29 protein-coding genes and 1 tRNA gene are annotated in these 25,816 nt (G+C 71.7%); 11 read left to right on the top strand and 19 right to left on the bottom strand.

The window, feature by feature from the left end:
- Complete coding sequence (locus AB0A74_RS03835) at positions 1-1,326, top strand: glycoside hydrolase family 36 protein (protein ID WP_358247358.1); 1,326 nt, start codon at positions 1-3, stop codon at positions 1,324-1,326.
- Between the two features lie 34 nt (positions 1,327-1,360).
- Here the strand turns inward: AB0A74_RS03835 and AB0A74_RS03840 are convergent, their stop codons facing one another.
- Complete coding sequence (locus AB0A74_RS03840; RefSeq protein WP_358247521.1) at positions 1,361-1,756, bottom strand: RidA family protein; 396 nt, start codon at positions 1,754-1,756, stop codon at positions 1,361-1,363.
- Positions 1,757-1,846: 90 nt separating this feature from the next.
- Here AB0A74_RS03840 and AB0A74_RS03845 point away from each other — a divergent pair, with 90 nt between their 5' ends.
- Positions 1,847-2,839: a WYL domain-containing protein gene (locus AB0A74_RS03845; protein WP_358247359.1), complete on the top strand. Its 993-nt coding sequence runs from the start codon at positions 1,847-1,849 to the stop codon at positions 2,837-2,839.
- Here the strand turns inward: AB0A74_RS03845 and AB0A74_RS03850 are convergent.
- The 6 genes from AB0A74_RS03850 to AB0A74_RS03875 all read right to left on the bottom strand — a co-directional run bounded on the left by AB0A74_RS03850 (position 2,811) and on the right by AB0A74_RS03875 (position 8,007).
- On the bottom strand, positions 2,811-4,190 hold the full coding sequence (locus AB0A74_RS03850; protein WP_358247360.1) for a HAMP domain-containing sensor histidine kinase: 1,380 nt from the start codon (positions 4,188-4,190) through the stop codon (positions 2,811-2,813). The two genes, AB0A74_RS03845 and AB0A74_RS03850, sit on opposite strands and share 29 nt — an antisense overlap.
- The gene (locus AB0A74_RS03855) at positions 4,187-4,876 is read right to left on the bottom strand and encodes a response regulator transcription factor (protein WP_358247361.1); all 690 of its coding nucleotides are present in this window, start codon (positions 4,874-4,876) and stop codon (positions 4,187-4,189) included. Before AB0A74_RS03855 ends, AB0A74_RS03850 begins: the two co-directional genes overlap by 4 nt.
- 180 nt (positions 4,877-5,056) lie before the next feature.
- Positions 5,057-5,668, bottom strand: a complete 612-nt coding sequence (locus AB0A74_RS03860) for a trimeric intracellular cation channel family protein (RefSeq protein ID WP_358247362.1) — start codon at positions 5,666-5,668, stop codon at positions 5,057-5,059.
- 47 nt (positions 5,669-5,715) lie between these two features.
- Entirely contained in the window at positions 5,716-6,855 is a 1,140-nt protein-coding gene (locus AB0A74_RS03865) for a GNAT family N-acetyltransferase (RefSeq protein WP_358247363.1), read from the bottom strand.
- Between the two features lie 10 nt (positions 6,856-6,865).
- Positions 6,866-7,690, bottom strand: coding sequence for a 3-hydroxyacyl-CoA dehydrogenase family protein (locus tag AB0A74_RS03870; protein ID WP_358247364.1), 825 nt, complete (start codon positions 7,688-7,690; stop codon positions 6,866-6,868).
- On the bottom strand, positions 7,687-8,007 hold the full coding sequence (locus AB0A74_RS03875) for an EthD family reductase (protein WP_358247365.1): 321 nt from the start codon (positions 8,005-8,007) through the stop codon (positions 7,687-7,689). Before AB0A74_RS03875 ends, AB0A74_RS03870 begins: the two co-directional genes overlap by 4 nt.
- 55 nt (positions 8,008-8,062) lie before the next feature.
- Between AB0A74_RS03875 and AB0A74_RS03880 the strand changes: the two genes are divergently transcribed.
- Positions 8,063-8,728, top strand: coding sequence for a histidine phosphatase family protein (locus AB0A74_RS03880; protein ID WP_358247366.1), 666 nt, complete (start codon positions 8,063-8,065; stop codon positions 8,726-8,728).
- Here the strand turns inward: AB0A74_RS03880 and rpmF are convergent.
- From rpmF to AB0A74_RS03895, 3 genes are read right to left on the bottom strand one after another with little or no spacing between them, the layout of a single operon-like run.
- On the bottom strand, positions 8,707-8,868 hold the full coding sequence (rpmF, locus tag AB0A74_RS03885; protein ID WP_121223277.1) for a 50S ribosomal protein L32: 162 nt from the start codon (positions 8,866-8,868) through the stop codon (positions 8,707-8,709). The two genes, AB0A74_RS03880 and rpmF, sit on opposite strands and share 22 nt — an antisense overlap.
- Positions 8,868-9,119, bottom strand: coding sequence for a type B 50S ribosomal protein L31 (locus AB0A74_RS03890; RefSeq protein ID WP_343932688.1), 252 nt, complete (start codon positions 9,117-9,119; stop codon positions 8,868-8,870). The genes rpmF and AB0A74_RS03890 overlap by 1 nt, the downstream gene beginning before the upstream one ends.
- Positions 9,116-10,090, bottom strand: coding sequence for a GTP-binding protein (locus AB0A74_RS03895; RefSeq protein ID WP_358247367.1), 975 nt, complete (start codon positions 10,088-10,090; stop codon positions 9,116-9,118). Before AB0A74_RS03895 ends, AB0A74_RS03890 begins: the two co-directional genes overlap by 4 nt.
- 49 nt (positions 10,091-10,139) lie before the next feature.
- On the opposite strand from AB0A74_RS03895, the gene rpmB reads away from it, so the two are divergent.
- From rpmB to rpsR, 4 genes are read left to right on the top strand one after another with little or no spacing between them, the layout of a single operon-like run.
- A complete protein-coding gene (gene rpmB, locus AB0A74_RS03900; protein ID WP_343932690.1) occupies positions 10,140-10,379 on the top strand; it encodes a 50S ribosomal protein L28 in 240 nt (79 codons plus the stop codon).
- Positions 10,379-10,546: a 50S ribosomal protein L33 gene (gene rpmG / locus AB0A74_RS03905; RefSeq protein WP_033439124.1), complete on the top strand. Its 168-nt coding sequence runs from the start codon at positions 10,379-10,381 to the stop codon at positions 10,544-10,546. Before rpmB ends, rpmG begins: the two co-directional genes overlap by 1 nt.
- Entirely contained in the window at positions 10,546-10,842 is a 297-nt protein-coding gene (rpsN, locus tag AB0A74_RS03910; protein WP_358247369.1) for a 30S ribosomal protein S14, read from the top strand. Before rpmG ends, rpsN begins: the two co-directional genes overlap by 1 nt.
- A 12-nt stretch (positions 10,843-10,854) precedes the next feature.
- Complete coding sequence (gene rpsR / locus AB0A74_RS03915) at positions 10,855-11,088, top strand: 30S ribosomal protein S18 (protein WP_309114942.1); 234 nt, start codon at positions 10,855-10,857, stop codon at positions 11,086-11,088.
- On the opposite strand, the gene AB0A74_RS03920 is transcribed toward rpsR, so the two are convergent.
- A complete protein-coding gene (locus tag AB0A74_RS03920; RefSeq protein WP_343932693.1) occupies positions 11,036-11,359 on the bottom strand; it encodes a hypothetical protein in 324 nt (107 codons plus the stop codon). The two genes, rpsR and AB0A74_RS03920, sit on opposite strands and share 53 nt — an antisense overlap.
- A gap of 406 nt (positions 11,360-11,765) precedes the next feature.
- On the opposite strand from AB0A74_RS03920, the gene bluB reads away from it, so the two are divergent.
- Both bluB and AB0A74_RS03930 read left to right on the top strand, forming a co-directional pair.
- On the top strand, positions 11,766-12,398 hold the full coding sequence (gene bluB, locus AB0A74_RS03925) for a 5,6-dimethylbenzimidazole synthase (protein WP_358247370.1): 633 nt from the start codon (positions 11,766-11,768) through the stop codon (positions 12,396-12,398).
- A gap of 100 nt (positions 12,399-12,498) precedes the next feature.
- Entirely contained in the window at positions 12,499-13,959 is a 1,461-nt protein-coding gene (locus AB0A74_RS03930; protein ID WP_358247371.1) for a GGDEF domain-containing protein, read from the top strand.
- Positions 13,960-14,044: 85 nt separating this feature from the next.
- Here the strand turns inward: AB0A74_RS03930 and AB0A74_RS03935 are convergent, their stop codons facing one another.
- Positions 14,045-14,692 carry a response regulator transcription factor gene (locus tag AB0A74_RS03935; protein ID WP_309114946.1) on the bottom strand — a complete coding sequence of 216 codons (648 nt, stop codon included), beginning with the start codon at positions 14,690-14,692 and terminating at the stop codon, positions 14,045-14,047.
- Between the two features lie 141 nt (positions 14,693-14,833).
- Positions 14,834-15,454 carry a peptidoglycan recognition family protein gene (locus tag AB0A74_RS03940; protein ID WP_358247372.1) on the bottom strand — a complete coding sequence of 207 codons (621 nt, stop codon included), beginning with the start codon at positions 15,452-15,454 and terminating at the stop codon, positions 14,834-14,836.
- 149 nt (positions 15,455-15,603) lie between these two features.
- Between AB0A74_RS03940 and AB0A74_RS03945 the strand changes: the two genes are divergently transcribed.
- Complete coding sequence (locus AB0A74_RS03945) at positions 15,604-18,783, top strand: penicillin acylase family protein (protein WP_358247373.1); 3,180 nt, start codon at positions 15,604-15,606, stop codon at positions 18,781-18,783.
- A 54-nt stretch (positions 18,784-18,837) separates the two neighbouring features.
- Here AB0A74_RS03945 and AB0A74_RS03950 read toward each other — a convergent pair whose 3' ends face one another.
- The gene (locus AB0A74_RS03950) at positions 18,838-19,584 is read right to left on the bottom strand and encodes an FkbM family methyltransferase (protein WP_358247374.1); all 747 of its coding nucleotides are present in this window, start codon (positions 19,582-19,584) and stop codon (positions 18,838-18,840) included.
- Positions 19,585-19,603: 19 nt separating this feature from the next.
- Positions 19,604-20,503 (bottom strand): hypothetical protein, encoded by a 900-nt coding sequence (locus AB0A74_RS03955; RefSeq protein ID WP_358247375.1) that lies wholly within the window; start codon positions 20,501-20,503, stop codon positions 19,604-19,606.
- 212 nt (positions 20,504-20,715) lie between these two features.
- Between AB0A74_RS03955 and AB0A74_RS03960 the strand changes: the two genes are divergently transcribed.
- Positions 20,716-20,788: transfer RNA gene (locus AB0A74_RS03960), tRNA-Arg, on the top strand.
- A gap of 189 nt (positions 20,789-20,977) precedes the next feature.
- On the opposite strand, the gene AB0A74_RS03965 is transcribed toward AB0A74_RS03960, so the two are convergent.
- Genes AB0A74_RS03965 through AB0A74_RS03980 form a run of 4 tightly spaced genes read right to left on the bottom strand, consistent with a single transcriptional unit; the run spans position 20,978 to position 25,566 of the window.
- Positions 20,978-22,345, bottom strand: a complete 1,368-nt coding sequence (locus AB0A74_RS03965; RefSeq protein ID WP_358247376.1) for an integrase — start codon at positions 22,343-22,345, stop codon at positions 20,978-20,980.
- A complete protein-coding gene (locus AB0A74_RS03970; protein ID WP_358247377.1) occupies positions 22,342-22,548 on the bottom strand; it encodes a helix-turn-helix domain-containing protein in 207 nt (68 codons plus the stop codon). Before AB0A74_RS03970 ends, AB0A74_RS03965 begins: the two co-directional genes overlap by 4 nt.
- Before the next feature lie 13 nt (positions 22,549-22,561).
- Entirely contained in the window at positions 22,562-24,166 is a 1,605-nt protein-coding gene (locus AB0A74_RS03975; RefSeq protein ID WP_358247378.1) for a replication initiator, read from the bottom strand.
- On the bottom strand, positions 24,163-25,566 hold the full coding sequence (locus tag AB0A74_RS03980; RefSeq protein WP_358247522.1) for an FtsK/SpoIIIE domain-containing protein: 1,404 nt from the start codon (positions 25,564-25,566) through the stop codon (positions 24,163-24,165). Before AB0A74_RS03980 ends, AB0A74_RS03975 begins: the two co-directional genes overlap by 4 nt.
- Between the last annotated feature and the right edge of the window lie 250 nt (positions 25,567-25,816).

Consider the following 25,816-nt stretch of genomic DNA (forward strand, 5'->3'; position numbering starts at 1 on the left):
ATGAGGATCGTCGCCGAGATCCCGGTGGACCCCCGGTGCGCGCGGGTGCACGAGCAGGGGTGGCAGTCGTGGTCCCCGTCCACCGGGTACTCCCTGACCCAGGCGCCGCACCGCTGGGTCGCGCCGGAGCACCGCATCGGCAACTACCGGGCCGAGTCGTTCCCGGCCGGGTTCTGGGGCGAGGGGCTGCTGGCGGTGGACCCGGGCGACGGCGCTCCGGTGACCGTGGTGGCCGCCGCGTCGCCCACCGAGGCGGTGCCGTCGATCAAGGCCACCTACGTGGACCAGCGCGTGGTCGTGTACGCGGACGGGCCGGTGGAGGTGCGGGTGGAGGCCGCGTCGGTGCCGCGGGCGTTCGCGCGGTGGGCCGACGACGTGGTCAAGGCGTTGGGGTTGGGCGCTCCGCGGCCCGCGCCGACGATCTGGTGCTCGTGGTACCAGTACTTCACCGAGGTGACGGAGTCCGACGTGGACCGGAACCTGGCGTTGCTGGACGCGCTGGACCTGCCGGTGGACGTGGTGCAGGTGGACGACGGGTACCAGGCGGAGATCGGCGACTGGCTGGCGCCGTCCGGGCGGTTCGCCGATGTTCCCGCCGTCTTCGAGCGGATCACCGGGACCGGGCGGCGGGCCGGGATCTGGACCGCGCCGTTCCTGGTCGGGCGGCGGTCGCGGCTCTTCGCGGAGCACCCGGAGTGGCTGGTGCGGGCGGGTGACGGGTCGTTCGTGTCGGCCGGGCGGAACTGGAACCAGCCGTTGTACGCGTTGGACACCACGCATCCCGGGGCGATCGAGCACCTGCGGGAGGTGTTCACGGCGTTCCGGTCGTGGGGCGTCTCGTTCCACAAGATCGACTTCCTGTACGCCGCCGCGCTGCCGGGTCGCCGGCACGAGGACGTGTCGCCGATCGAGGCCTACCGGCGCGGTGTCGAGCTGGTCCGGTCGGCCATCGGGGACGCGTACCTGCTTGGGTGCGGCGCGCCGCAGTTGCCGTCGATCGGGTTGGTGGACGCGATGCGGGTCAGCCCGGACATCGCGCCCGAGTACGAGCCGGGCAACGGCGACGTCGCCCAGCCGTCGCAGCGCGGCGCGGTGCTCAACGGGGTGTCGCGGGCGTTCCAGCACGGGCGGTTCTGGGTCAACGACCCGGACTGCCTGATCGCGCGGCCCGAGGTCGAGCGGCGGGAGGAGTGGGCCGGGCACGTGTCGGCGTACGGCGGGCTGCGCGGGTCGTCGGACGGGCTGGACCGCCTGGACGCCTGGGGGCTCGACACGACCCGGCGGGTGTTGGCCGAGCCGGTGCCCGAGCGGTTCGTGGAGAGCTAGCCGGGGAGCGGGCGGGACCCGCTCCCCGGGCCCGTCACGCGACGGCGGTCCCCTCCAGTTCGACCACCAGGTCGGGGACCGCCAGCCGCGTCACGCCGAGCATCGTGGTGGTCGGGGCCACCCGCGCCGCGCCCAAGCGGGCCGCCAGCACGCCGTAGTGCTGGAAGAGCAGGTCCACGTCGGTGGTGTAGACGTTGAGCCGGACCAGGTTCGCCAGGGACATGCCCGCCTCGGCGAGCACCGCCTCCAGGTTGTCCAGGCTCAGCGCGAGCTGCGCCGCCAGGTCACCGGCGTGCTCGGGCTTCCCCTCGGCGTTCATCGCGGTCTGCCCGGAGCAGTACAGGGTGCGGGTCTGGCCGGTGACGACCTCGCCCTGGTTGAACCCCATCGCCACCGACCAGTCCCACGGGTTGACCGCCGTTCGCTGCACTGCCACGACATCTCCATTCGGTTCATCGACTGCGCCAAGCCTCGCAACGAATCACGACACCCTGTGTCGGGTATTGGTTAGGGTTTTCCCGTGCGTGCGGACCGCCTGGTGTCGCTGGTGCTGCTGCTGCGCCAGCGCGGCCGGCTGTCCGCGACGACGCTGGCCCGGGAGCTGGAGGTGTCCACCCGGACCGTGCTGCGCGACATCGAGGCGCTGTCCGCCGCGGGCGTCCCGGTGTACGCCGAGCGCGGGCGCAACGGCGGGTTCGCGTTGCTGCCGGGGTTCCAGACGCGGCTCACCGGGCTCAACCACGACGAGGCGCTCGCCCTGCTGGTCGCCGGGTCCCGCCGGGGCGCGCAGGTGTTCGGGCTCGGCTCGGCGCTGGCGTCGGCCGTGCTCAAGGTGGTCGACGCGCTGCCCGAGAGCCACCGGGACACCGCCGCCGGCGTGGCCGAGCGGCTGTTGATCGACCCCGAGACCGACCTGCTGTCCCGCCGCGTGGTCGCCGACGAGGTGCCGGACGCGGTGGTGGCGCAGGTCCGGCGTGCGGTGCTGGCCGGGAACCGGCTGCGCATCCGGTACGCGGCGGCGGGCGACGCGCCGCGGTGGCGCACGGTGGACCCGATCGGCCTGGTCACCGTGCGGGACCAGGGCTACCTGCTGGCCACGCGGGACGGCGCGGACCGCACCTACCGGCTGTCCCGGGTGTCGGCCGCCGAGGAGCTGCCCGAACCGGCGCGCCGGCCCGAGCGGGTGGACCTCGACCGGGCGTGGCGGGAGCGCGGCACGCGGTTCCGGACCGGCGGTGACCAGGTCGCCGTGCTGGTGCGGCTCGACCCGGCCCGGCGGGAGGACCTGGTGGGCACCGCGTTGGCCGTGCTCTCCGAACAGGTCGAGGCGGACGGCCGGCTGCGGGTGGAGGTGACCTTCCAGGACCGGCGGCACGCCCAGTGGGCGCTGTGGCAGCTCTCCGGTCAGGCCGAGGCCCTGGAACCGCAGTGGTTGCGCGCCTACCTGCACGACCGCGCCGCCGCGATCGTCGCCCGCTACGCCGTCACGGGCGACCGGGCAGTCTCAGGGTGAACAGCGCGCCGCCCTCGGGGGCCCGGCCCGCGTAGGCCGCGCCGCCGTGCCGTTCGGCCGCCTGCTTCACGATCGCCAGGCCCAGGCCCGACCCGGGCAGGGTGCGGGCCTCCGACGAGCGGTAGAAGCGCTCGAAGACGTGCGGCAGGTCGGCGTCCGCGATGCCCGGGCCCGAGTCGGCCACCTCCAGCGCCACGCTGCCGTCGCCCACCTGCCGCAGCTCCAGCCGCACGACCCCGCCGGACGGGCTGAACTTCACCGCGTTGTCCAGGAGGTTGAGCACGGCCCGTTCCAGCGCGCTGGAGTCGCCCAGGAGCGTCCACGGTTGGAGACGCACGTCGAAGTGGACGTCCGAGGCGGCGCGGCGGCGGGCCCGGTCCAGGGCGCGCTCCACAACCTCCACCAGGTCCACCGGCTCGTGGACCACCTGCGGGGCGTCCTCGCGGGCCAGTTCGACCAGGTCGCCGATGAGGGTGGTCAGCTCGTCGAGCTGGGCGCGGACGTCGGCGTGGATCTCGGTCTTGTCCTGGTCGGAGAGGGTGGGGGCGTCCGGGCGTTCGGAGGCCAGCAGCAGTTCCAGGTTGGTGCGCATGGACGTCAGCGGGGTGCGCAGCTCGTGACCGGCGTCGGCGACGAGCCGGCGCTGGCGCTCCTGCGAGTCCGCCACCGCGGCCAGCATCGCGTTGAACCGCTGGGTGAGGCGGGCCAGCTCGTCGTCGCCGGTCACCGGGATCGGCCGCAGGTCACCGGTCATCGCGACGCGCTCGGTGGCCTCGGTCAGGCGTTGCACCGGGCGCAGGCCGGTGCGGGCCACGGCGGTGCCGGCCGCCGCCGCCACGAGCACGCCGATGCCGCTGATCACGAACAGGACCACGGACAGCTTGCCCAGGGTCTGGTTGAGCGGGGCCATCGACTGGGCGATCACCATCGCCCGGCCGTCCTCGTAGGGCACGGAGATGACCCGGAACCCGGTCCGGTGGTCGTCCCACATGTTCTCCAGCCGGGTGCCCTTGGCCACCTCCAGGTCGCCGGAGCTGGTCGGCGGCGCGATGGTGCCGGTCGGGTAGAGCATGCGGCCGTCCACGCCGAGCAGGCCGATGCGCACGTCGCCCGCCGCGAGGAACGCGCCGGGCAGCTCGGTGACGTCGGTGTTGACGCGGGGCGCGGTGACGGCGGCGCGGGCGCGTTGGCGCAGGTTGTCGTCCAGCTGCTCGTCGAGGTTCGTGCTGACGGTCATGTACGCGCCCAGCGACACCACGGCCACCACGCCCGCCACGCAGAACGCCGCCAGCAGGGTCACCCGGGCGCGCAGCGACACCCGCTGGAACCGCCCGTTGGCGGTACCGATCACGGAGGGGTCTCCCGCAGCACGTACCCGACGCCGCGCACGGTGTGCAGGAGGCGGGGCTCGCCGTCCGCCTCGGTCTTGCGGCGCAGGTAGCCGACGTAGACCTCCAGGGCGTTGCCGGAGGTGGGGAAGTCGTAGCCCCAGACGTCCTCCAGGATGCGGCCGCGGGTCAGCACCTGCTTGGGGTGGGCGAGGAACAGCTCCAGGAGGGCGAACTCGGTGCGGGTGAGGCTGATCGGCCGGTCCCCGCGCCGCACGTCGCGCGTGTTGGGGTCCAGTTCGAGGTCGCCGAACCTGAGCACGGTGCCCGCGGGTTCGGCGGCGTCGGCGGCGGCCCGGCGCAACAGCGCCCGCAGCCGGGCGAGCAGCTCTTCGAGCGCGAACGGTTTGGGCAGGTAGTCGTCGGCGCCGGCGTCGAGGCCGGACACCCGGTCGGACACGGCGTCGCGCGCGGTGAGGACGAGGATCGGCAGGTCGTCACCGGTGCTGCGCAGCCGGCGGCACACCTCCAGCCCGTCCAGCCTGGGCATCATGACGTCCAGGACCATCGCATCGGGACGCTGCGCGACGACCGCTTCCAGGGCCTGCTGACCGTCACCGGCCAGGTCCACCTGGTAGCCGTTGAACTGCAGTGAGCGGCGGAGCGACTCACGCACGGCCCGGTCGTCGTCGACAACGAGGATGCGCATGGGATCAGTTTTGCCTCTCGTCCTGAGAGCGGCCTGAGAAGGGCATGTGAGCTAACCGTCAAGTCGCGCCGGTCGTCCGGGGTTGACCCCGTGCCGATCAGCGCTCTTCCGATCGGCACGGGATCAGCCGCGGACGACCGGCCGCCAGGCGACTTGACCGCCGTGCCGAAGGCGCGGCCATCAAACACCGTCAAGTTTTGGCGCGGTCGGGGCGTTCCACCCGCGCCAGAGAGCCAGTATGCGCAACCCCATGATGACCACCGATCCGGTGATCGTCACTGCCTCCGCCGGGAGGCCCGCGTAGTCACCCAGCGCGACGATCACCGCGCCGGCCAGGGCGGCCACGGCGTAGATCTCGCGGCGCAGGACCAGGGGGATCTCGCGCAGCAACACGTCCCGCAGAGCGCCCCCGCCGATGCCCGTGGTCATCCCGACCAGGCACGCGGCGTAGGGAGGAGCGCCCAACGCGAGGGCCGTCGAGGTGCCCGAAGTGACGAACAAGCCCAGGCCCACGGCGTCCAGCACCAACACGGATCGGCGAAGTTTCGCCACCGTCGGGTGAAACAGGAACACGACGAGTCCCGTGCCGCCCGCGACCGCCAGGTACGGCCACGTCACCAGGGCGGTGGGCGGGGTGACGTCCAGCAGCACGTCCCGGATGGTCCCGCCGCCCAACGCGGTGGTCAGGGCGAGCACGATGACCCCGAACACGTCCAACCGGGACCGCACCGCGGCCAGCGCGCCCGAGGCGGCGAACGCGGCGATCCCGATCAGCTCCAGCGCGGTCAGCACCGGTGGAGGCTAGGCGACACCCCCGCGTCCGGTCACATCGGAGGCTCCTAGAAGAAGTCGGCGAGCCGGGGCACGCCGGGCGCGCCGGCCAGGCGGTCCAGCAGGGCCGCGTCGCCGCCGCCGTCGAGCAGGCCGGCGCGGCGCAGGGCGTGGGTGTCCTGCATGCCGCTGAACCACGGCCCCAGCGCGCGGGCGTGCAGCCGCACCGCGCCGGCGCCGCCCGGCTCGACCCGGACCGCGCCGTCCTCCACCACGAGCCGCTGCCGGCCGGCGTGCCAGGGCGCGTGGTCGTCCACGACCTCCAGGTCCACGGCCGCGTCCCGCAACGCCGCCGCGGCGGGCCAGCCCCGGGCGGCGACGGCGGCGGGCAGGTCCACGACCCGCAGCAGCCACGCCGAGGTGGTCACCGTGTACCGGATGGCCTGGTTGGTGAGCAGGCCCGGGACGGCCGGGTCGGTCACCCGCAGGGACACCTGGTCCAGCAGGCCCGCCCAGCTCCCCAGCGCGCGCAGCAGCCCGAGCTGGGTGTCGCGGTCCCGGCCGACCAGGTCGAACACGCGCAGGCCCTCGCGGTTGCGCTCGGCGGTGAGGAAGCCGCGCACCTCGCCGTCGTGGCCGGGCACCACCGTGACCACGTCGAGGGTGAGCACGTCGGCCACGTCCACGCCCGGCTTCGAGCGGTCCACCAGGCCGTTCACCGTGGACGCCAGATCGACGTAGCAGGCGTGCAGCGCGTCCAGGTCGGCCTCGGTCGCGGGCCGGGTCGCCGCCGCCGGGCCGGTGGGCAGGCGGTCGATCGGGAAGTCGATCCACTCGAACACACCCGCCCGCTCCCAGCCGCGCGACCGGTACAGCGCGGGCACCGTCGCGTACAGGACGGACAGCGGCTGCCCGTGCTCGCGCAGGTCGGCCAGGGTCCGGTCGAGCAGTCCGCTCGCCACGCCCCGGCCGCGCGCCGACGGGTCGACGGCGACGCCGCCGATGCCGCCCATGGGCACCGGCGCGCCGCCGAAGAACTGGTGGAACCCGGTGATCGTGAGCACCGCCGCGGGCCGGCCGTCCACCTCGGCCAGCAGCCCGCGCCGGCCGGGGCGGACCGGGTCCTCCTCGGACGTGGCGCCGAAGGCGACCTTGCGCAGTCGGCGGACCTCGTCGGCGTCGGCCCCGGTGAGCTCTCGGATCAGCACACCGTCCTGCTTACCAGGTGAAGAAGCCCTGCCCGGTCTTGCGACCCAGCTCGCCGCGCGCGACCTTCTCGCGCAGCAGCGCCGGGGGCTCGAAGCGCGGTCCCAGCTCGGCGGCCAGGTGCTCGGCGATGGCCAGGCGGACGTCCAGCCCGACCAGGTCGGTGAGCTTGAGCGGACCCATCGGCCAGCCGTAGCCCAGGCGCATGCCGGTGTCGATGTCCTCCGCGCTGGCGACGCCCTCCTCCAGCATGCGGATGGCTTCCATGCCGACGGCCACGCCGAGGCGCGAGGTGGCGAAACCGGGCGCGTCGCGGACCTCGATGACCGTCTTGCCCAGCTCCTCGGCCCACTTGCGGGCGCTTTCGACGGTCGAGGGCGCGACGGCGTCGTGCACGACCAGTTCCACGAGTTGCTGCACGGGCACCGGGTTGAAGAAGTGCATGCCGATCACGCGTTCGGCGGGCAGGCCCTGCGCGAGCGCCGTGATGGACAGCGAGGACGTGTTGGAGGCCAGGACCGCGTCGGGGCAAGCGTTTGCGGCGATGCCCAGCACGCGCCGCTTCAGCTCGACGTCCTCGGGCACGGCCTCCACGACCAGGTCGGCCGGCACGGCGGCCAACTGCTCGACCACGGTCAGGTTCTTGAGCAGCTCGTCGGGCGAGGTCGCCAGCTTGCCCCGGTCGGCCGCCTTGGCCAGCGACGCCGCGACGGCCGACCGCGCGGTCACCACCCGGTCCGCGGACGACTCGGCGAGCACCACCTCGTGCCCGCCCGCGAGCAGCAGGTGCGCGATCCCCGCGCCCATCGTGCCGCCACCGATCACCACCGCGATCATGCTTCGACGACCTCCGCCGCGAACATGGCGACCAGTTCCATCCCGCCGATCTCGGTCAGGTTGGCCCCGGAGGCCTGCCACTCGGGCGACTTGAACGCGGCCTTCATGTCCTGCTCGGACGCGAAGTACATCTCGGCCACCAGGTGCGGCTCCCGCTCGCCGAGGAAGCCGGGCACGAACACGCGGCCGACCTTGGCGACCTCGGCCTTGAGCAGGCCGGGAGTCTTGCGCACCAGCGGCAGGTGGGAGGCGAAGTAGGCCTCGTCGAAGGACTCGGGGTCCGAGGGTTTCCGGTACAGCGCGATGTACTTGATCATGTGACACCTTCCGTCCGGTTTCGCCGCCGGACTGTAACACCGGCACGATGGCGGGGTGCGGATCATCCTGCTGCGCCATGGGCAGAGCCTGGGCAACGTCGACGAACTGGCGTACTGCCGTATACCCGACCACGCCCTCCCGCTCACCCCGCGGGGCGAGCGGGAGGCGGTGGAGGCCGGTCCCAGGATCAAGGAACTGCTGGCCGGCGCGCCAGTGGCCGTCTACGTCAGCCCGTACGTCCGCACCCGGGCCACCCTGCGCGGCCTGGCCCTCGGCGAGCAGGCCGAACGCGTGGTCGCCGAACCCCGCCTGCGCGAACAGGACTGGGGCAACCTCCAGGACCCCGTGCAACAGGAGGTCTTGAAGCACCAGCGCCACGCCTTCGGCCACTTCTTCTTCCGCCTGCCCAACGGCGAGTCCGGCGCGGACGTGGACGACCGGCTGGCCGCGTTCCTGGTGGACCTGGAGGCGCGCATGGCCCACCCGGACCACCCTGACACGGCCCTGATCGTCTCGCACGGCCTGACGATCCGGCTCCTGTGCCGGCGGCTGTTCGGCTGGAGCGTCGAGCTGTTCGAATCCCTGTCCAACCTGGAGACCTGCGAACACCGGGTCCTGACCCACGACGGCGGGTGGACCCTGGACCGCGCCTTCGCGCAGTGGCGCGACTCCCCGGACGGTGAGACCCAGCTCCGGGGTCAGAGGAGTCCGCGCCGGTAGGCCGCGACCAGTCGCCGGGGCACCAGCAACTCCCGCCCGTCGAGCGTCTTCACCGGCACGAGGTCGGGCGCCGCCGCCTTCCACTGGGCACGCCGGTGCCGGGTGTTGCTCCGCGAGGTCTTCCGCTTCGGAACCGCCATCAGCGCGCCCTCTTCCCGTACCGCCGGTTGAACTTCTCCACGCGCCCCGCCGTGTCCACGACCCGCTGCGAGCCCGTCCAGAACGGGTGCGAGTCCGACGTCACGTCCACGACGATCAACGGGTACGTGCGGCCGTCCTCCCACTCCACCGTCCGCGACGACGTGGCCGTCGAACGGGTCAGGAACGCCTTGCCCGTGCCCGAGTCCTGGAACACCACGGGGTGGTAGTCCGGGTGGATGCCCTTCTTCACTGCAGCTCCTCCATCTCGTGCTCGGCGAACGGGTCCACGAAGTCCAGTTCGTCCGCCAACGCCCACTCCTCGTCGGTCACCAGCGCCTCGCGCAGGGCCGACACGATCTCGAACTCGGCCGCCTTCCACGTGATGGCGACGATCTCCTGCACGCCACCGGTCCGCCGCCCGATCTCGCCCATGTGCAGGCCGCCACCCGCGGACTCCAGCCACAGCAGCGCGTCCGGCTGGCTCACCAGCCACAACCGGCCCCGACCGCGCACGACGCCGTCCAGCAGCACGTCCAGCGCGATGTGCAGCCGCATCGGGTGGAACGGCCGTGACGCCACGAAGTGCACGACCCCGACGTCCCCGGCCGGGTCCAGCGGCGCGCCGCGCAGCAGGGACCCCGTGACCTGGTCGAACCGGGGCACCCGCCGCAACCCGGCCACGGCGGCGGGCAGGTCCGCGAGGGACACCCGCGGCACGCCGGGCGAGAGCCGGTCCAGCACCGCGTCCAGCGCGGGGTCCGGCTCGCCGACCACGACCAGCACGTCCGCGAACTCGGTCCGGCCCACCACGACCTGCGCCAACGTCCGCTCGTCGCCCGGCACGTCGGACACCAGCTCCTCGTCCCCGGTCGCCTCCGCCAACCAGGTCGCCGCGTCCACCGCCGTCACCACGGCCGCCACCCGCACCGGGCGGTCGGCCAGCGCCAGGCAGACCGCCTCCGGTTCCAGCGCGGGGTCGAGGTCCACGACCACGTGCCCGCCCAGCGCGTCCAGCAGCGGCAGCAGGTCGTGGCGCAGGGTGCAGGACACGCAGCCGTGCTCCAGCTCCAGGACTTCCAGCGACCCGTCCACCCACCGCCGCACGACGCCCGAGCGCAGGCCCGCCAGGTCGTACCGGACGAGCACGGCGCCCGGCGAGGCGCACCACAGGGACGTGGCCACGCCGTGCCCGCCGGCCACCAGAACGACAACGGTTTCCATTTGCGCTACAGTAGATGAAAACCGTTGTCGTTTCAAAGAGAGGTGCCGCGTGTCCCACCGCCACTGCCAGTTGACCGGGCGCAAACCCGGTTACGGCAAGCAGGTCTCCCACTCGCACCGGCGCACGAACCGCCGCTGGCTGCCCAACACCCAGCGCCGCCGGTACTTCCTGCCCAGCGAGAACCGGTTCGTCGTGCTGACGCTGTCGGCGAAGGGGATCAAGACCGTCGACCGGCGCGGCATCGAGTCCGTGGTGGCCGAGCTGCGCGCCCGGGGGGAGAAGGTCTGATGGCCAAGAGCACCGACGTCCGGCCCATCATCAAGCTCCGCTCCACCGCCGGCACCGGCTACACCTACGTCACCCGCAAGAACCGCCGCAACGACCCGGACCGGCTGGTGCTGCGCAAGTTCGACCCGGTGGTGCGCCGGCACGTCGACTTCAAGGAGGAGCGCTGATGGCGAAGAAGTCCAAGATCGCCCGCGACCGGCAGCGCCGCGAGGTCGTCGCCCGGCACGCCGAGCGGCGGGCGCAGCTCAAGGAGGTCGTGCGCACCGACCCCGCGCGGCGCGCCGAGGCGCAGCTCGCGCTCCAACGCCTGCCCCGCGACGCCAGCCCGACCCGGCTGCGCAACCGCGACACCGTGGACGGCCGGCCGCGCGCCTACTTCCGGGCGTTCGGGCTGTCCCGCCTCCGGTTGCGGGAGATGGCGCACAAAGGTGAGCTACCGGGTGTCACCAAGTCGAGCTGGTAGGGGAGGACGCACGTGCCCAGGACCGAACGCACGCCCAAGAAGCGGGTCAACCTCCTGCGCAAGGAGGGCGTGACCACCGTCGACTGGAAGGACGTCGCGCTGCTGCGCAAGTTCATCTCCGACCGCGGCAAGATCCGCTCGCGCCGCGTGACCGGGTTGACGCCGCAGCAACAGCGCCAGGTCGCGACGGCGATCAAGAACGCGCGGGAGATGGCACTGCTGCCCTACCCCTCGCAAGGCCGCTGAGCGAGGCGGTGCCGGCCGCCGCCAGCACCGCCAACGCGGGCCAGTCGGGCGCGAAGTGCCCCTCGGCGCCGACGACGAAGCTCCCGTACAGGCCCCAGCACTGGAGGGCGGTCAACGCCGCGCCCAACGGCGTGGTCACCAACGACACCGCCACCACCACGGCCACCAGCGCGACCAGCGCCGGCAGCGGCCAGTTGCCCGCGACGACGGTCGCGACGACACCGCCGGCGAAGCCCAGCGCGGACCCGGGTGCGCTTCCGATCCTCGGCATGACCCGCCATTCAACGCGCGATGGAGACACCCGCCACCGCACGACGGCGGAGTTCACCTGATCGCGTGGACAGGTTCCGCCGACCGAGTGGGGCGAACCGGCAGGGTGCGGGGCCGGGGCCGGGGCTGCGCGGTCCAGCCGGCGGTGGTGGCGGGGTCGGCGGTAGGCGGCGTCGGCGGCGATTGGCAGGCGGCGGCTCGGCGGCGGCGGCTCGGCGGCGGCGGCTCGGCGGCGGCGGACGTTTTGTGGGGGTGCGGCCTCCGGCCCCCGACACCATTTTCGCACGCGGGTACGACAGCCGGCCGAGCAGCCGCTCGGCAGCGAACCCCGCGTCGGCACGCACGTGAGACGCACGCCACCGCCTCAACGTGCGGTTCGCCTGATCGCGTGAGGCACGATCCTCCGAATGAGCTTCTACGACGTACTGCACCGCCGCCGGGACACCAGGGGCGAGTTCACCGGCGCCCCCATCCCGGACGACGTGCTGCGCCGGGTGCTCACGGCCGCCCACGCGGCGCCGAGCGTGGGCCTGTCGCAGCCGTGGGACTTCATCGTCGTGCGCGACCGGGACACGCGGCGGGCGTTCCGCGACCACGTCCAGGCCGAGCGCAGCGTGTTCGCCACCGAACTCGACGGCGAGCGGGCCGAGACGTTCGCGCGGATCAAGGTCGAGGGGATCATGGAGTCCACCCTCGGCATCGTCGTCACCTACGACCCCGAGCGCGGGTCGCCCGCCGTCCTGGGCCGGCACGCCATCGCCGACGCCGGGCTGTACTCGGTGTGCCTGGCCATCCAGAACCTGTGGCTCGCCGCGACCGCCGAGGGGCTGGGCGTGGGCTGGGTGAGCTTCTACCGCGAGGACGAGCTGCGCCGCCTGCTGGACATCCCGGCCACCGTCCGCCCGGTCGCGTGGCTGTGCGTCGGCCCGGTCGCGTGCCTGCCCGACACCCCCGACCTGGAGCGCCACGGGTGGCGGAACCGGCTGCCGCTGGACGACGTCCTGCACCAGGAGCGGTACACACGGCGTCCGTCCCGGTAGCCTGTCTAAGCCGTACCGCTGGTGGGCGGTCCCGCGTACCCGCCCACCGAGCCGGAATGGAGTGTCGACACGGGTGGAGCAGCGAGATCCGCTGGTAGCGGTGCCACAGCTGGACCTTGAGGTCAAGGCGTTGTTGAACGCTGGCCGCCTGCCGGAGGCCAACACGCTGTTCGACCAGGTCGTCAGCCGCATCCCGCCGGGCGCCGACCGGTGGACGCGCTCGGCCGTGCTGGTCAACCGGGCGAAGCTGGCGTGGCGGCTGGGCCGCATCCCGCTGGCCCTGGAGCTGGCCGCCGAGGGCTGGACCGACCTGGACGGCGAGAACGCCGACAACCCCGCCGCCGCGCAGGCCATGCACGCCCTGGCCTACCTGCTGGAGGGCATCGGCAACCGGCGGGCGGCGGTGGACATGCTGCGGCTGTCCGTGCAGGTGGCGCGCCGGGCGGAGGTCCCCGAGGTGCTCGGCCACTGCCTCCAGGGCCTGGGCGGCACGCTGAACTTCCGCGCCATCTCCTCCCCGCCCGACCGCGCCCCGGCGATCTTCGCCGAGGCCCGCGAGCACCTGCGCGAAGGCCTGGAGCTGACCACCGACGAGCAGATGCGCCGCGCCCTCCTCGGGGCCTACAGCCGGTCGCTGGCCGGCGTCGGCGAGCTGTTCGAGGCCGAGCAGGCGGCCCGGGAGACCCTGCGCCAAGCCACCGAGGCGGGCGACCGCTGGTCCCAGGCGGTGGCCAACTGGGTCCTCGCGGTCGTGCGCCGCGACCAGGACGACCTGGTCGAGGCCCGCACCCTGGCCAGCCGGGCGGTGGCGGCGGCCGAGGCGATCAACGACGCGTCCCTGCTGCTCAGGTTCTCCCTGGACCTGGCCGACATCTGCGCGCAGATGAACGACCACGTGGGCGAGGCCGCGGCCCTGCGCTGCTCGGTCGCGGCGAGCAAGACCGCGACGGAGACGTTGCAGGAAGGCCTCGCCCAGGCGCTGGAGCAGCGGCGCGTGGCGGTGCAGGCGCAACGGCTGGCCGTGGCGGCCCAGGAAGCGGCGGCCCGCGACCCCCTGACCGGGCTCGCCAACCGCCTCGGCCTGGAGCGCGCCGCGGCGGGCCTGCTCGAATCGACCGCCGCCCGGGGCCGGGTGCCCTGGCTGGTGCTGGTCGACGTGGACTGGTTCAAGGGCGTGAACGACGACGCCGGCCACGCCGCCGGGGACGCGGCCCTCCGGGAGATCGCCCAGCTCCTCAGGCGCGAGTGCCGGGCGGACGACCTGGTCGCCCGGTGGGCCGGCGACGAGTTCGTGGTGCTGCTGGGCGACACGGACAGCAACGCCCGCGACGTGGGACCGGTGGTGGCCGAGCGGATCCGGGCGGCCGTGGACTGCCACGACTGGACGATGGTCCTGGGCACGACCCGCCGCCCGACGGTCAGCATCGGCGTCGCCGCCGGGCCGGCCAAGCTGGACCAGCTCTTCGCCGCCGCCGACATGGCGCTCTACCGGGCCAAGCGCCACGGGCGCAACCGGGTCGAGGTGGAACCCAGCGTCGCCGAGATCGTCGGCGGCACCTGACGTCGGCAGGCGCGCGACGGCGGCAAAAAGCCGGTACTCCCCCGCGGCCCCACACCGCGGAGAAACACCGGCTCTTCGAGGAGCGCTAGGCGATCAGCCCGCCCCGGAACGCGACCAGAGCGGCCTGCACCCGGTTCACCGCGCCGATCTTGCCCAGGACCGAGGACACGTACCCCTTCACGGTCGCCTCGGACAGGTGCAGCGTCCCGCCGATCTCCGCGTTGGACATGCCCTGCCCGATCAGGACGAGCACCTCGCGCTCCCGCTCCGACAGCGACGCGAGCAGGCGGCGCGCGGGCTCGGCGGCCCGTTCACCGTCGGCCACCGCCGCCAGGACCCTGGCCGCCACGCCGGGGTCCAGGACCGCGCCGCCCGAGGCCAGGTCGCGGACCGCGCGGACCAGTTGCTCGGGTTCGGTGTCCTTGAGCAGGAAGCCCGACGCGCCCAACCGCAGCGCCTCGGACACGTACTCGTCCACGTCGAACGTGGTCAGCATGGCGATCCGGGGCGCGTCCGGGATCGAGCGCAACCGCCGCAGGGCGGTCAGGCCGTCCGAGGACCGCATCCGGATGTCGAGCAGCACGACGTGCGGGCGGTGCTGGCGGGCCAGGTCGGCCACCAGGTGCCCGTCGTCGCACTCAGCCACGACCTCGATGTCGCCTGCGCTGTTGAGGATCATGCGAAGGCCGGACCGGACGAGGTCTTCGTCATCGGCCAGCATCACCTTGATCACGACGCCTCCCCGCGTTGGCGTTTCGTGTTCGTACTCGCTCAGCCTCGCGCACGAACACGCAAGCTGACGTTAATTCACCGTTATCTCACCACGGATGACCCTCGGAACAGCCTGTTCACAGTTGCCAGGAAATACCGGAGATCAGCCGAGAACGCGCGCAACTTCCTGGCGCAGACGTGGCAGGAGGGCGTAGAGCTTGTCGCCCGGGCAGAGCGTGTCGCGGTAGTCGCGGTGGCCGAAGATCTCACTGGGCGGGATGGCGTACTGCTCACACGTGTGGACGCAGAACGAGACCAGCGAGTCCCACAGCAGGACCGGCGGCTCGACCGCCATGTAATTGCCCTCGTTCTCGATGCCGATGGCCGCGCTGTTCTGGCCGGGGCAGTGCGCGCCGACGACGACGCGGTCGCCGGACCGCAGCGCGGCCAGGCTGCCGTGCCTGCCCTCCATCAGGAAACCGCCGCGGCTGTTGGTGAAGTGCTGCCCCGAGTCGATCCAGCCGTTGGTGTCCATGTGCAGGTCCTGGATCCACCGGGCGTGGGCGTAGGCGTGCTCCTGGCTGACGTCGGGGGTGTTCTCGGTGGCGGTGTGGTGGACGAGGATGCGGACCGGGCGCTGGGCGAGCACGGTCGGCGCGGCGGCGGGTGGCCGGGCCGACCAGTCGGCGCAACTCCGGATGGGCAGGACGGGCGTCGCGTGCGCCGGGGTGGCGGTCAGGAAGCCGGCGCCGACGACGCCGGCGAGCAGGGTTCGTCGACGCATCACGTGGAACGTTTTCCCATTGTCGGGACTTCTTGGCAACGACCGACACCCGTTCGATGGAGTGACGGGTAAACGCGAAGCACTTTCGCGAATCTTTACTTGTGAGTAACGTGCGTCACACGAACCCTGCCTGGAAGGAGCTTCGCGCCATGCGGAGAGCCGCCCGATCCCTGGCCGTGGTCGCACTCCTCGCCACGGCCGTCACCGTCCCCGCCGCCGAGGCCTCGCCTCGCACCACCGCGTTCGCCCCGGACGACTACTGCCTGGGCCAGTGCCACGACGTCTTACCGCCCGGCCAGAACGGCAACGCCACCCTCGCCGAGATCCTGGCCCACAAGGCGCTGGGCACCCGGCCCGCGCACTCCGCCGACCAGCTCGGAAAGTACGACGCGCTGGTCTCCGGCTACGCCGGCCTGACCAACGACCAGCTCGCCACCTTCTTCAACGACGCCTCCTTCGGCGTGCCGGCCGACCAGGTCGCGAGCACGATCAAGCCGCGCGCGGACGTCACGATCATCCGCGACAAGCGCATCGGGATGCCGCACATCTACGGCACCACCCGGTCCGGCACGGAGTTCGGCGCGGGCTACGCCGCCGCGCAGGACCGGCTGTGGCTGATGGACCTGTTCCGCCACCTCGGGCGCGGGCAGCTGACCGGGTTCGCCGGCGGCGCCGAGGGCAACCGGGCGCTGGAGCAGAGCTTCTTCAACCAGATCCCGTACACCGAGGCCGACCTCCAGCGGCAGATCGACCAGGTGGCGGCGCGGGGTCCGCGCGGGCAGCAGGCGTTGCAGGACGTCAAGGACTACGTGGCCGGCATCAACGCCTACATCACGGCGTCGGTCAACGGCCGGTACTTCCCGGGCGAGTACGTCCTGACCGGGCACGCCGACGCCATCACCAACTGGAACGACATCCGACCGTTCCAGCCGACCGACCTGGTCGCCATCGCGGCCGTGGTGGGCGGCCTGTTCGGCGCGGGCGGGGGTGGCGAGGTGCAGAACGCCCTGGTCAAGCTGGCCGCGCAGAACCGTTACGGCGCGGCCGCGGGCGACCGGGTCTGGCGGTCGTTCCGCGAGCAGAACGACCCGGAGTCGGTGCTGACCCTGCACGACGGGCAGCGGTTCCCCTACGCCACAACGCCTTCCGCACCGCAGGGCGTGGCGCTGCCGGACGGCGGGGTCGTGACGCCGGAGCGGATGGTGTACGACCAGGCCGTTTCCGCGCAGTCCACTGTGGAGGTCCCGGCCGAGTTGCAGGCCGTGCGGGGCATCTTCAAGGACGGCGTGCTGCCCAAGGACCTGTTGAGCAGGAAGCAGGGCATGTCCAACGCCCTGGCGGTGTCCGGCGCGCACACCGACACCGGCAACCCGATCGCCGTGTGGGGGCCGCAGACCGGGTACTTCGCGCCGCAGTTGCTGATGCTGCAGGAGCTGAACGGGCCGGGCCTGCGGGCGCGGGGTGTGTCGTTCGCGGGCGTGAGCATGTACGTGCAGCTCGGGCGCGGCATCGACTACTCGTGGAGCGCGACTTCGGCGGGCCAGGACATCACCGACACCTACGCCGTGGAGCTGTGCGAACCCGACGGGCGGCCGGCGTCGGCGGCGTCGCTGCACTACCGGTTCCGGGCGGAGTGCCTGCCCATGGAGCGCATCGAGCGCAAGAACTCGTGGAAGTCCACGGTCGCCGACCCGACGCCGGCGGGCTCGTACACGCTGGTCATGTACCGCACGAAGTACGGGCTGGTGCAGAGCCGGGCGCAGGTCGGCGGCAAGCACGTGGCGTACACGTCGCTGCGCTCGACGTACCTGCACGAGGTGGACTCGATCATCGGGTTCCAGGAGTTCAACGACCCGGGCGCGGTGCGGTCGGCGCAGGACTTCCAGCGCGCCGCCGAGCACATCGGGTACGCGTTCAACTGGTTCTACGTGGACGCGCGGGACACGGCGTACTTCAACTCCGGCGCGAACCCGGTGCGCAAGGCCCACGTGGACCCGCACCTGCCGGTGCACGCGGTGCAGGCCAACGAGTGGGAGGGCTGGGACCCCGACCGCAACACGGCCGCCTACACGCCGTTCGCGCAGCACCCGAACTCGGTCAACCAGGACTACTACATCTCGTGGAACAACAAGCAGGCGCTGGACTACTCGGCTTCGGGCTACGGCAACGGGTCCGTGCACCGCGGCGACCTGCTCGACGACCGGGTGAAGGCGCTGCTGTCGAGCGGGCGCAAGGTGACGCGGACGTCGTTGACCCGGGCGATGGCCGAGGCGGGCGTGGCGGACCTGCGGGCCGAGCAGGTGCTGCCGGACGTCCTGCGGGTCCTCGACACCGCCGCGATCACCGACCCGGCGCTGGCGTCCGCCGTGACGAAACTCCGGGACTGGCAGCGGTCCGGGTCGCTGCGCAAGGAGACCGCGCGCGGCAGCAAGACCTACGCGCACGCCGAGGCGATCCGCATCCTGGACGCGTGGTGGCCGTTGCTGGTGAAGGCGGAGTTCCAGCCGGGGCTCGGTGAACCGCTCTACGCGCAGCTCACCCGGGCGATCTCGGTGGACGAGCCGCCGTCGGACAAGCACGGGGCCGCGCCGCACAAGGGTTCGGCGTTCCAGTACGGCTGGTGGAGCTACGTGGACAAGGACCTGCGGGCGGTGCTGGGTGACGGCGTGGCCGGTCCGCTGGGCGCGAAGTACTGCGGCGGCGGGGTCCTGGCGACGTGCCGGGAGGTGCTGCTGGACTCGTTGGCGCAGGCCGTGGCGGTGCCGGCGGCCGCGGTGTACCCCGCGGACGGCGACTGCGCGGCGGGCGACCAGTGGTGCGCCGACACCATCATCCACCGGGCGATGGGCGGCATCACCCACGACAAGATCCACTGGCAGAACCGGCCGACGTACCAGCAGGTCGTGCAGTTCCCCGCGCGGCGGGGCGCGGCGGTGACCAACCTGGCCGCGGGGTCCTCGGCGGCGGCGAGCAGCTACGAGCGCGGCTGGTACCACTCGCCGCCGGCGCACGCCGTCGACGGCAAGCCGGACACGCGGTGGGCCAGCGACTGGAGCGACGACCAGTGGCTGCGGGTGGACCTGGGTTCCTCGCGCGTGGTCGGGCGGGTCGTGCTGTCCTGGGAGGCGGCGCACGCCAGGTCGTACCGAATCGACGTGTCACCCGATGGCACCAACTGGCGCGAGGTATTCACGACAAGTGCGGGAAACGGTGGACAGGACGTGGTGTCGTTCACTCCAACTGCCGCACGATTCGTACGAATGACCGGTATCCAACGCGCCACGGGTTACGGATACTCACTGTACGAACTTGAGGTCTACGGCACGTAGACCGGTCCGCAGGAAGACCCCGGTCCACCCCCAGGGACCGGGGTCTTCCGCCTTTCACTGGGCCGTGAACAGGTAATTTCGCAGGTCAGGGCGGATGCGGTGGACCTGTCGCCAGGCGCCGCGCTGCCAGGTGCGCATGCGGTAGCCGCGTTCCGCGAGCCAGTCCGCGACATCCTCCGCGCGGTATCCGAACCGTTCCACGTGCCGTTCTTCGATCTCCAGGAGAAGTTTTGGTCGAAACTTCTCGATGGTCTCGGTCCCGCCTTGCAGGACGCGCAGTTCGGCGCCTTCCACGTCGGCCTTGACGAAATCCAGCCGGTCAATGCCGTTGGCCGCGACGAACCGGTCGAGGGTGTCGGTGCGGACGACGACCTCCAGGTGCTCGGCGAACTCGGCGTTGGACCCGAGCCCGTCCGCGCCCGCGGTGAGGAACGACCGACCGGTGACGGGGAGGCCGTGGCGCACCGGGACGCTCATCACGTCCTTGCCCTCGCGGGTGCCCAGCGCCACCGAGTGCCGGACGATGTTGCGGCCCTCGCGCGGGCGCAGCAGGTACGACAGCGCGGGGTGCGCGAAGACCAGCGGCTCGACGCTGTGGACTGTCCCTTGTGGACCGACGAGGCGGGACAGCGACACCGTGTAGAGGCCCAGGGCGGCGCCGATGTCGAGGCACGTGTCGCCGGGCTTGACGATGTCGCGCAGGCCGATCAGCTCGGGCTCGACGAACGGCGTGACACGGGCGAGCACGCGCAACGCGCCCGCCACCGCCGCGCCGCGCGCCTCGGTCAGGTTGTGGTTCACGGGAACCACAGTAGAGAAATCAGGGCAGCGGTTTGGCCCCGTTGTTCTGGGTCAGGCCGTGGTGGGGCAGTTCGGGGGCGTCGTGGTGGGGCAGTTCGGGGGTGTTGTGGTGGGGCAGCCCGACCTGCTCGGCGAACTCCTCGGCGACCGTCGTGCCGCCGTAGATGCCCAGGGCCTTGGCGAGGTGCTGCTTGAGCTCGGTGCGGTGGCCGTCGGACAGGCGGGGCAGGGCGGTCTCGAAGCTGGTGACGAGGGTGTCGGCCCAGTGCTGGTCGCGGCGTTGGGCGGCGATCCGGACCAGTTCGCCGAGGTGCTGCGAGAGGGCGACGGCCTGCTCGACCTGGTAGCCGTTGCGGTGCAGCCACCAGATGGTCGCGGTGGACAGGTCGGTGAGGACTTCGTCACGCAGGTACCGGATCTCGGCCCGTTCGGCGTCCCGCTCGGCTTGGCGGACCGTGGTCGAGCGCAGCAGCTCGATGTGCTTGCGCGCGGATTCGAGGTCGCCTTCGTCCACGGTCAGCTCGACGCCTTCGGCGCGGGCCCAGACGTGCGTGCCCTCGACCTGCCGTTCGGCGGCGAGTTCGTCCCCGAGCTGGAACTGGAGGGGGGCGTGGTGCACCAGCATGGCGCGCTCGGTGATCTGCCGGGCGCGCTTGACGATGTCGTTGATCGCGGCGCTGCGCGGCGAGTTGTGCCGGGCCCCGGTGGTCAGGTCGAGGCGCCAGTGCACGGTGAACTTCGCCCGGAAGTCCAACCCGTAGACGGCACTGGGCAACGGCGTCTCGAAGACGTGCTGGTGCGAGGAGGAAGGCGGGACGAACGTGAAGTCCTCCCCCCGCCGCTCCTGCCGCCGCCGCCACCAGGCCCCCACGGCCCCGAGGGGCCCGGGCCGGAAGTCGGGCCAAGGTCTACCACTCATCAGCGTCCACTCCCACGAGCCACCACAACCGCCCCCTGACTACCCGACCAACCCCGGAAGGAGAAGCCACCCACCCCCACTTCCCCCCAACAGCCCACCACACCCCTTCGGCCCCGGTCACCCGCGGTGCACACTCACCCGACCCACGTGTCCACCCGGGTGACGCCCCACCTCCGACCCCGGTGGTGACGACCCGGTACGCTGCCCCGTGCGCCCTCGTAGCTCAGGGGATAGAGCATCGGTTTCCTAAACCGTGTGTCGCAGGTTCGAATCCTGCCGGGGGCACTCACCTTTCGCCGGGTGAATCAAGCCCTGAGCAGCGGCAACGCGCTTGGGGCTTGATCTTTTCCGTCAGTCGCCGTCAGCGGGAATCTGCCCCTGTTTGCCGCCGTCCACGGACTCACCACGGACTGATCTTGAACACGGCGAAGGCCCCCGAGGTGGTCCCCGAGGGCCTTCCGCCTGAGTCGCGCGTCACGCTTCGAACAGACCTTCGATGGTCTTGTTCACGGTCTCCCGCTGCCCATCGATGCACTTCGCGTAGACCTTCAGGAGCACGTCCACCGAGTGACCGGCACGCTCCGCGACTTCGGTAGCCGGGACGCCTCCGTTCAGCCAGAGCGACACTGCGGCGTGCCTCAGGTCGTACGGCCGTGCTGCCAGCGGAGACGCCACCTGAGTAGGCGTCAGCGCGTACTGACGGGCCTCCTCCCACACCCGGTAGTAGGTGGACGACGACACCACCCCGCCACCCAGTGACCGGAACAGCCGCCCGTCCGGCCCGACCCCATACCGGTCGAGGTGATCACGCAGGATGCGGACGAGAACCGGTGGGATCGGAACCGGCCGCACCTCCTTCCTCCCCCGGTGCTTCAGCCCACGCCGGTCGTGAACCTCTCCGGAGTCCGTCCACCGCTTCCCAGCCGCCGGCCGCGATTCACCGAGCATCAGGAGGCCCCGCCCCTCCTCCGGCAGGGCGCAGTCATCCTCTCGGAGCGCCAGGCCCTCAGCGGGCCGAGCAGCCGCGTAGTAGCCGGTGGCGAAGAACGCCGCCAGGTGCGCACCACGATCGAGGTTCCGCCGCCCGACGTAGGTCACCGCCGTCAGCAGCCGAGCCACCTGACCGGGGTTGGCCACCACTCGCGGGTCAACCTGCTCGACCACCTTCGCGGCCTTCCGCTTCACCCTGGTCAGCGGGTTGTCCGGGATCAACTCGCGCTCGACCGCGTAGGACAGCAGGTTGAACAGCACTGCCCGTTTCCGCTGGTAGACCGTGGCCGCAGCGGCCTTCCCGTCCAACTTGGCTGCCAGTGCATCCAGCAGTCCCCGCAGCAGGACAGCGTCCGTCACCTCGAACAACGGCCGCGAGTTCCGCACGAGCCAGTCAACGACCTCCCGCTCCTCCCCCGACAGCTCAAGATCACGAGTCGTCGGAGGCAGCAGGTTCCGCGACAGCACGCCCCGCAGCTCGGTGACCGCAGGACGCCCGACGCCGTCCTTGACGAACGCAGCAGCCGCAGTCGCCAGCGCTTCCACGGTGCTACCTCGAGTCGTAGCGGCAGCGTCTGGCCACTTCAGATCCATGTAGGACTGTGAGAACTCCAGGAACGACAACGAGTTTCGCCGTCGAAGCTCCGAGACGGGAAGCCCTGTCTCCACATCGAACGGCTGACCATCCCGGACCGCCTGCATCAGCTCGGACAGTCGCCCAGTGGCCAACGGCTTGTTGGCGTACCACTCCGAGTGCTCCTTCTTGTCCGTCAGCCACCGGACCGCCCACGGCCGCTTACGCCCAGCCCGCTTCTTGATCTCCCAGAACTTGACCTTGAACGTGGTACTCATGCCGCCGCCCCGTACAACGACTCCAGCCAGACCACGAAGTCCACCCGCCGGCACCGCAGCTCCCCGTTCGGAAGCGAGAAGCAGCGCGGCCCCTTCCCCGTCTGCCGCCACTTGTAGAACGTGTCCCGCGAGACCCCGCCCAGGGCCTCCAACATCTCCGGAACGGTCATCAGCTGCCCCAGCTCACGCCCCTTGCCGTTCATCCCATCCCCCTATTTACGCAGCTTGCGGAGTTGCCGAATGGTTTGGAGGACTGGCCGAGGCGAGCAGTGCCGCCGTGTATTCGGCCTTCCATCGACGCCTCTCCGCGACCGCCCGCAACAGCAGGTGTGGCCTTGGGGGCACGTTCGGGTCACCGGGCTGCACGTTGTTCCAGACGACCCTCTTGGGCTGGTCGTCGCCGGTGATCCCCACGTCGGCGAGCAGTTGCCGAACGAATTCCTTGCGGTCGTGCTTGTGGTCCGCGAGCGACTTGCCCGACCACTTCCGCGACACCAACACCCGCCGCCCCGCGACGCCGAGCGTGGACCGCTTGTGCGCCTTGCCCTTGCACTTCCCCGGCTCCATCGAGACCCGAGCCCCACGCGGCTGGACCCCGTAGAGCAGCCACACCGGGCACTGCGGCGAGCAGGGCGTGACAGCCAGTTCCGCACACAGCCTCTCGGCGTGCTCCTCCTGGCGGGCCGTCTGGGCGTCGAAGCACTCGCCGATGCTCTTGGTCAGGTACTTCGTCAGATACCCGATGTGCCGGCCAGCCTCTTCCGTCCCGCCGAGGATGCCCTTGGAGTGCACCTGCACCCCGAACCGCGCAACGTGCGCGGGCGCGTCCACCTGGTCCAACGCCTGCTCCCAGGTAGGCAATGCCTCCCGCGTGGTCGGGTCCACGAACCCCTTGACCCGCGCATCCCACACCGGCAGCCGGTCACCGCCGTACTTCATCTCGTCATGGCTGGGCCACCACACCTGGTGGTACGTGGCCTCAGCGACCGCCCGCAGCTCCGCCCGTGAGATGGACCCTCGGATCGCCGCGTGCCAGTGCGGCGCCAGCCGACGCTGGGGTTCAACGGTGGAGAAATACTGCACATCCCACCCGACACACCGCCGCAGGTTCTGCACGAACCGGTCCAGCAGCGCGGCGAAGTGCACCGCGTCCCGAGCCGCCCGCCGGTAGTCGTAGGTCTTCGGGTCAACCGGCGTGCCGTCACTGCGCACCTTGCCGTAGCTGTCGAGCGTCAGCGTGAGGAAGGTCGAGGGCTGGTACTTGCCCCCGAACACCCGCCCGACCGTGCGCTTCTGCACCGGCCGCCGAGGCAGGTTCGGCGCATCCTGCCGCCGCCGAGTAGACCGCTTCCGAACAGCCCGAGGCCGAGCATCCAGCGCCGGAAGCTTCCCGCGGACTCCCATCAGCCGCAGCTCAGCATCAACCCCGGCGACCTCCTCCCGAACCTCCTCCGCCCCGACCTCGTCCTCCTCCTCAACGGCCTGGCGGTACGCCTTGACCAAGTCCGCCCGGTAAGCCGCCAACGCCCGCTGATCCTCGCTCGGAGCATCCGACGTGAAGTCCGGCTCCTCCGTCAGGTGCCAGCCCTCCCGGCACTGCGCCATCCGCAGCCGCCGGTTCTTCTCCGCACACGTGGGACACACGCTGGCCACGGTCGAGCCACACGCCACGGGCACGATGTCCACCCGCCCGGTGTCCAGGTCAACGCGCTCCTTGGCCAACGGCCGGACACACACGCCGTGCTCCTCAGCCACCGCCCGAGCCACATCCAGCGCCGCCGGCTGCTTCATCCGGTCGGCACGAGTCAGGTACTCGCTCATGCCGCCGCCTCCCCCGCGCCGTCCGGCCGAGTCGGGAATTCGTGCACGGTGGCCGGGGCGAGGAAAACACCCAGCTCGACCAAGTCCGCGTCCGTGACGTGGAAGGCCCGAGCCCGATCCGGCTCCCGCTGCCCATCCACCTTCACCCACGCCACGCCAGGCGTGTTCTCGCTGATCTCGTGCGCCGCCGCCCCGCGCTGCCGAACACCGTCCCCGAGGACCATGTCCACCTGTTGCGGCTCGTCCAACCGCAGCGCCACCCGCGTGGTGAACAGGTGCCGGAAGCTCACGACCTCCTTGCGCGGGTCCTGCACCAGGCCCACGACCGCGTACCCCGGTGCGCGGCCCTGGGAGGTGATCGTCTGGATAGCTCGCGCCGCCCGCTCCCGGAGCTGCTTGTCGGGCTGGTAGGCGATCAGGTCCGCCAGCTCGTCCACCACCAGCACCGTGAACGGCTCACCCGTGGACCGAGCCCACAGCCGCCGGATGCCCCGGTACCGCGTGGCCCGCTCCTTGACCTCAGCGGCGATCTCCTCCAGCAGCGCCACCGCCTCCGGGCCGTTGTCGTAGACGACCCGGTCGAAAGCGTCCGGGCACTGGCCCAGCTCCATCCCGCCCTTCGGGTCGATGCCCACCAGGCGCACCAGGCCCGCCCGAACCGCCGGCGCGAGCTGCCACACCAGCGACCACAACACCGACCCCTTACCCGCACCCGGCACACCGACCACGAGCACCTGCGACCCGAGCAACCGCAGCCGCCAGGGCTTGCCGTTCTCCGTCCGGCCGACCGTCACCCGCCGCAGGTCCACCTCCGCCGAGTCCACCAAGGCCGGGACCGTCAACGGCCGCAGCAGCGGGTCACGGTGCACGAAGTCCAACTCAACGACCCTCGGACGCAGCACCCGCACCCGACACGACCGAGCACCGAACGAGTGCGCCAACCCCTCGCGCCGCAGCTCCCACGCTTCCGGCGACTGGGCCGGAATCATCCGCACTCGAACCCGGTCCCGCCAGCCCTCCGACCGCACCCGCCGCAACCGGGGGCGGTGCTCACGACCCCGGCCCTCCTTGGACAGCTCAGCCAGCCGCACCACCGTGCGCCACCGAGGCACGTACACCGTCGCCCGCCGCCACTCCGTTAGCAGCCGGTACCAGCAGTGCCGCAAGAACGACTCCCGCGCCAGCCCGTACCAGACCGTCAAGGCACAGACCAACGACAACAACGCCAGCACCAGCGGCGAGAGCCCGAACCGCAACCAGCACCAGGCCGCCACTCCCGGCACCAACGTGGCCACCGGATACCGGACGACAGCGAGCACCAGGCGCACGACCAACACAACGGCCAGCCACACCAGCGCCAGGACACCTGCGAGCCACTTCACCCTGCCCGGCAACAACATCCACCACGGCACCCGAGGCCGAACACCCTCGAACGGAGCCGGATCAACCCACTTCCCGCCGTTCATCGGACGCCGCCGAAGTCCAGCTCCAGCGCCCCGCAACAGCGGTTGCACTCCGTCTGCCCCACCAGCAACCGCGCGAACCTCTTGCACTTCGCACAGCGCGTCCGGGTGACCCACTCTGGCGCACGCTTGCGCCCATGCTTTACCGTCATCGCTGTTCACTCCGAGTCGGCGTGGACAACGCAGG

It is taken from the genome of Saccharothrix sp. NPDC042600 (genome assembly GCF_040647305.1).
In the GTDB taxonomy this organism is placed as follows: Bacteria; Actinomycetota; Actinomycetes; order Mycobacteriales; family Pseudonocardiaceae; genus Actinosynnema; species Actinosynnema mutabilis.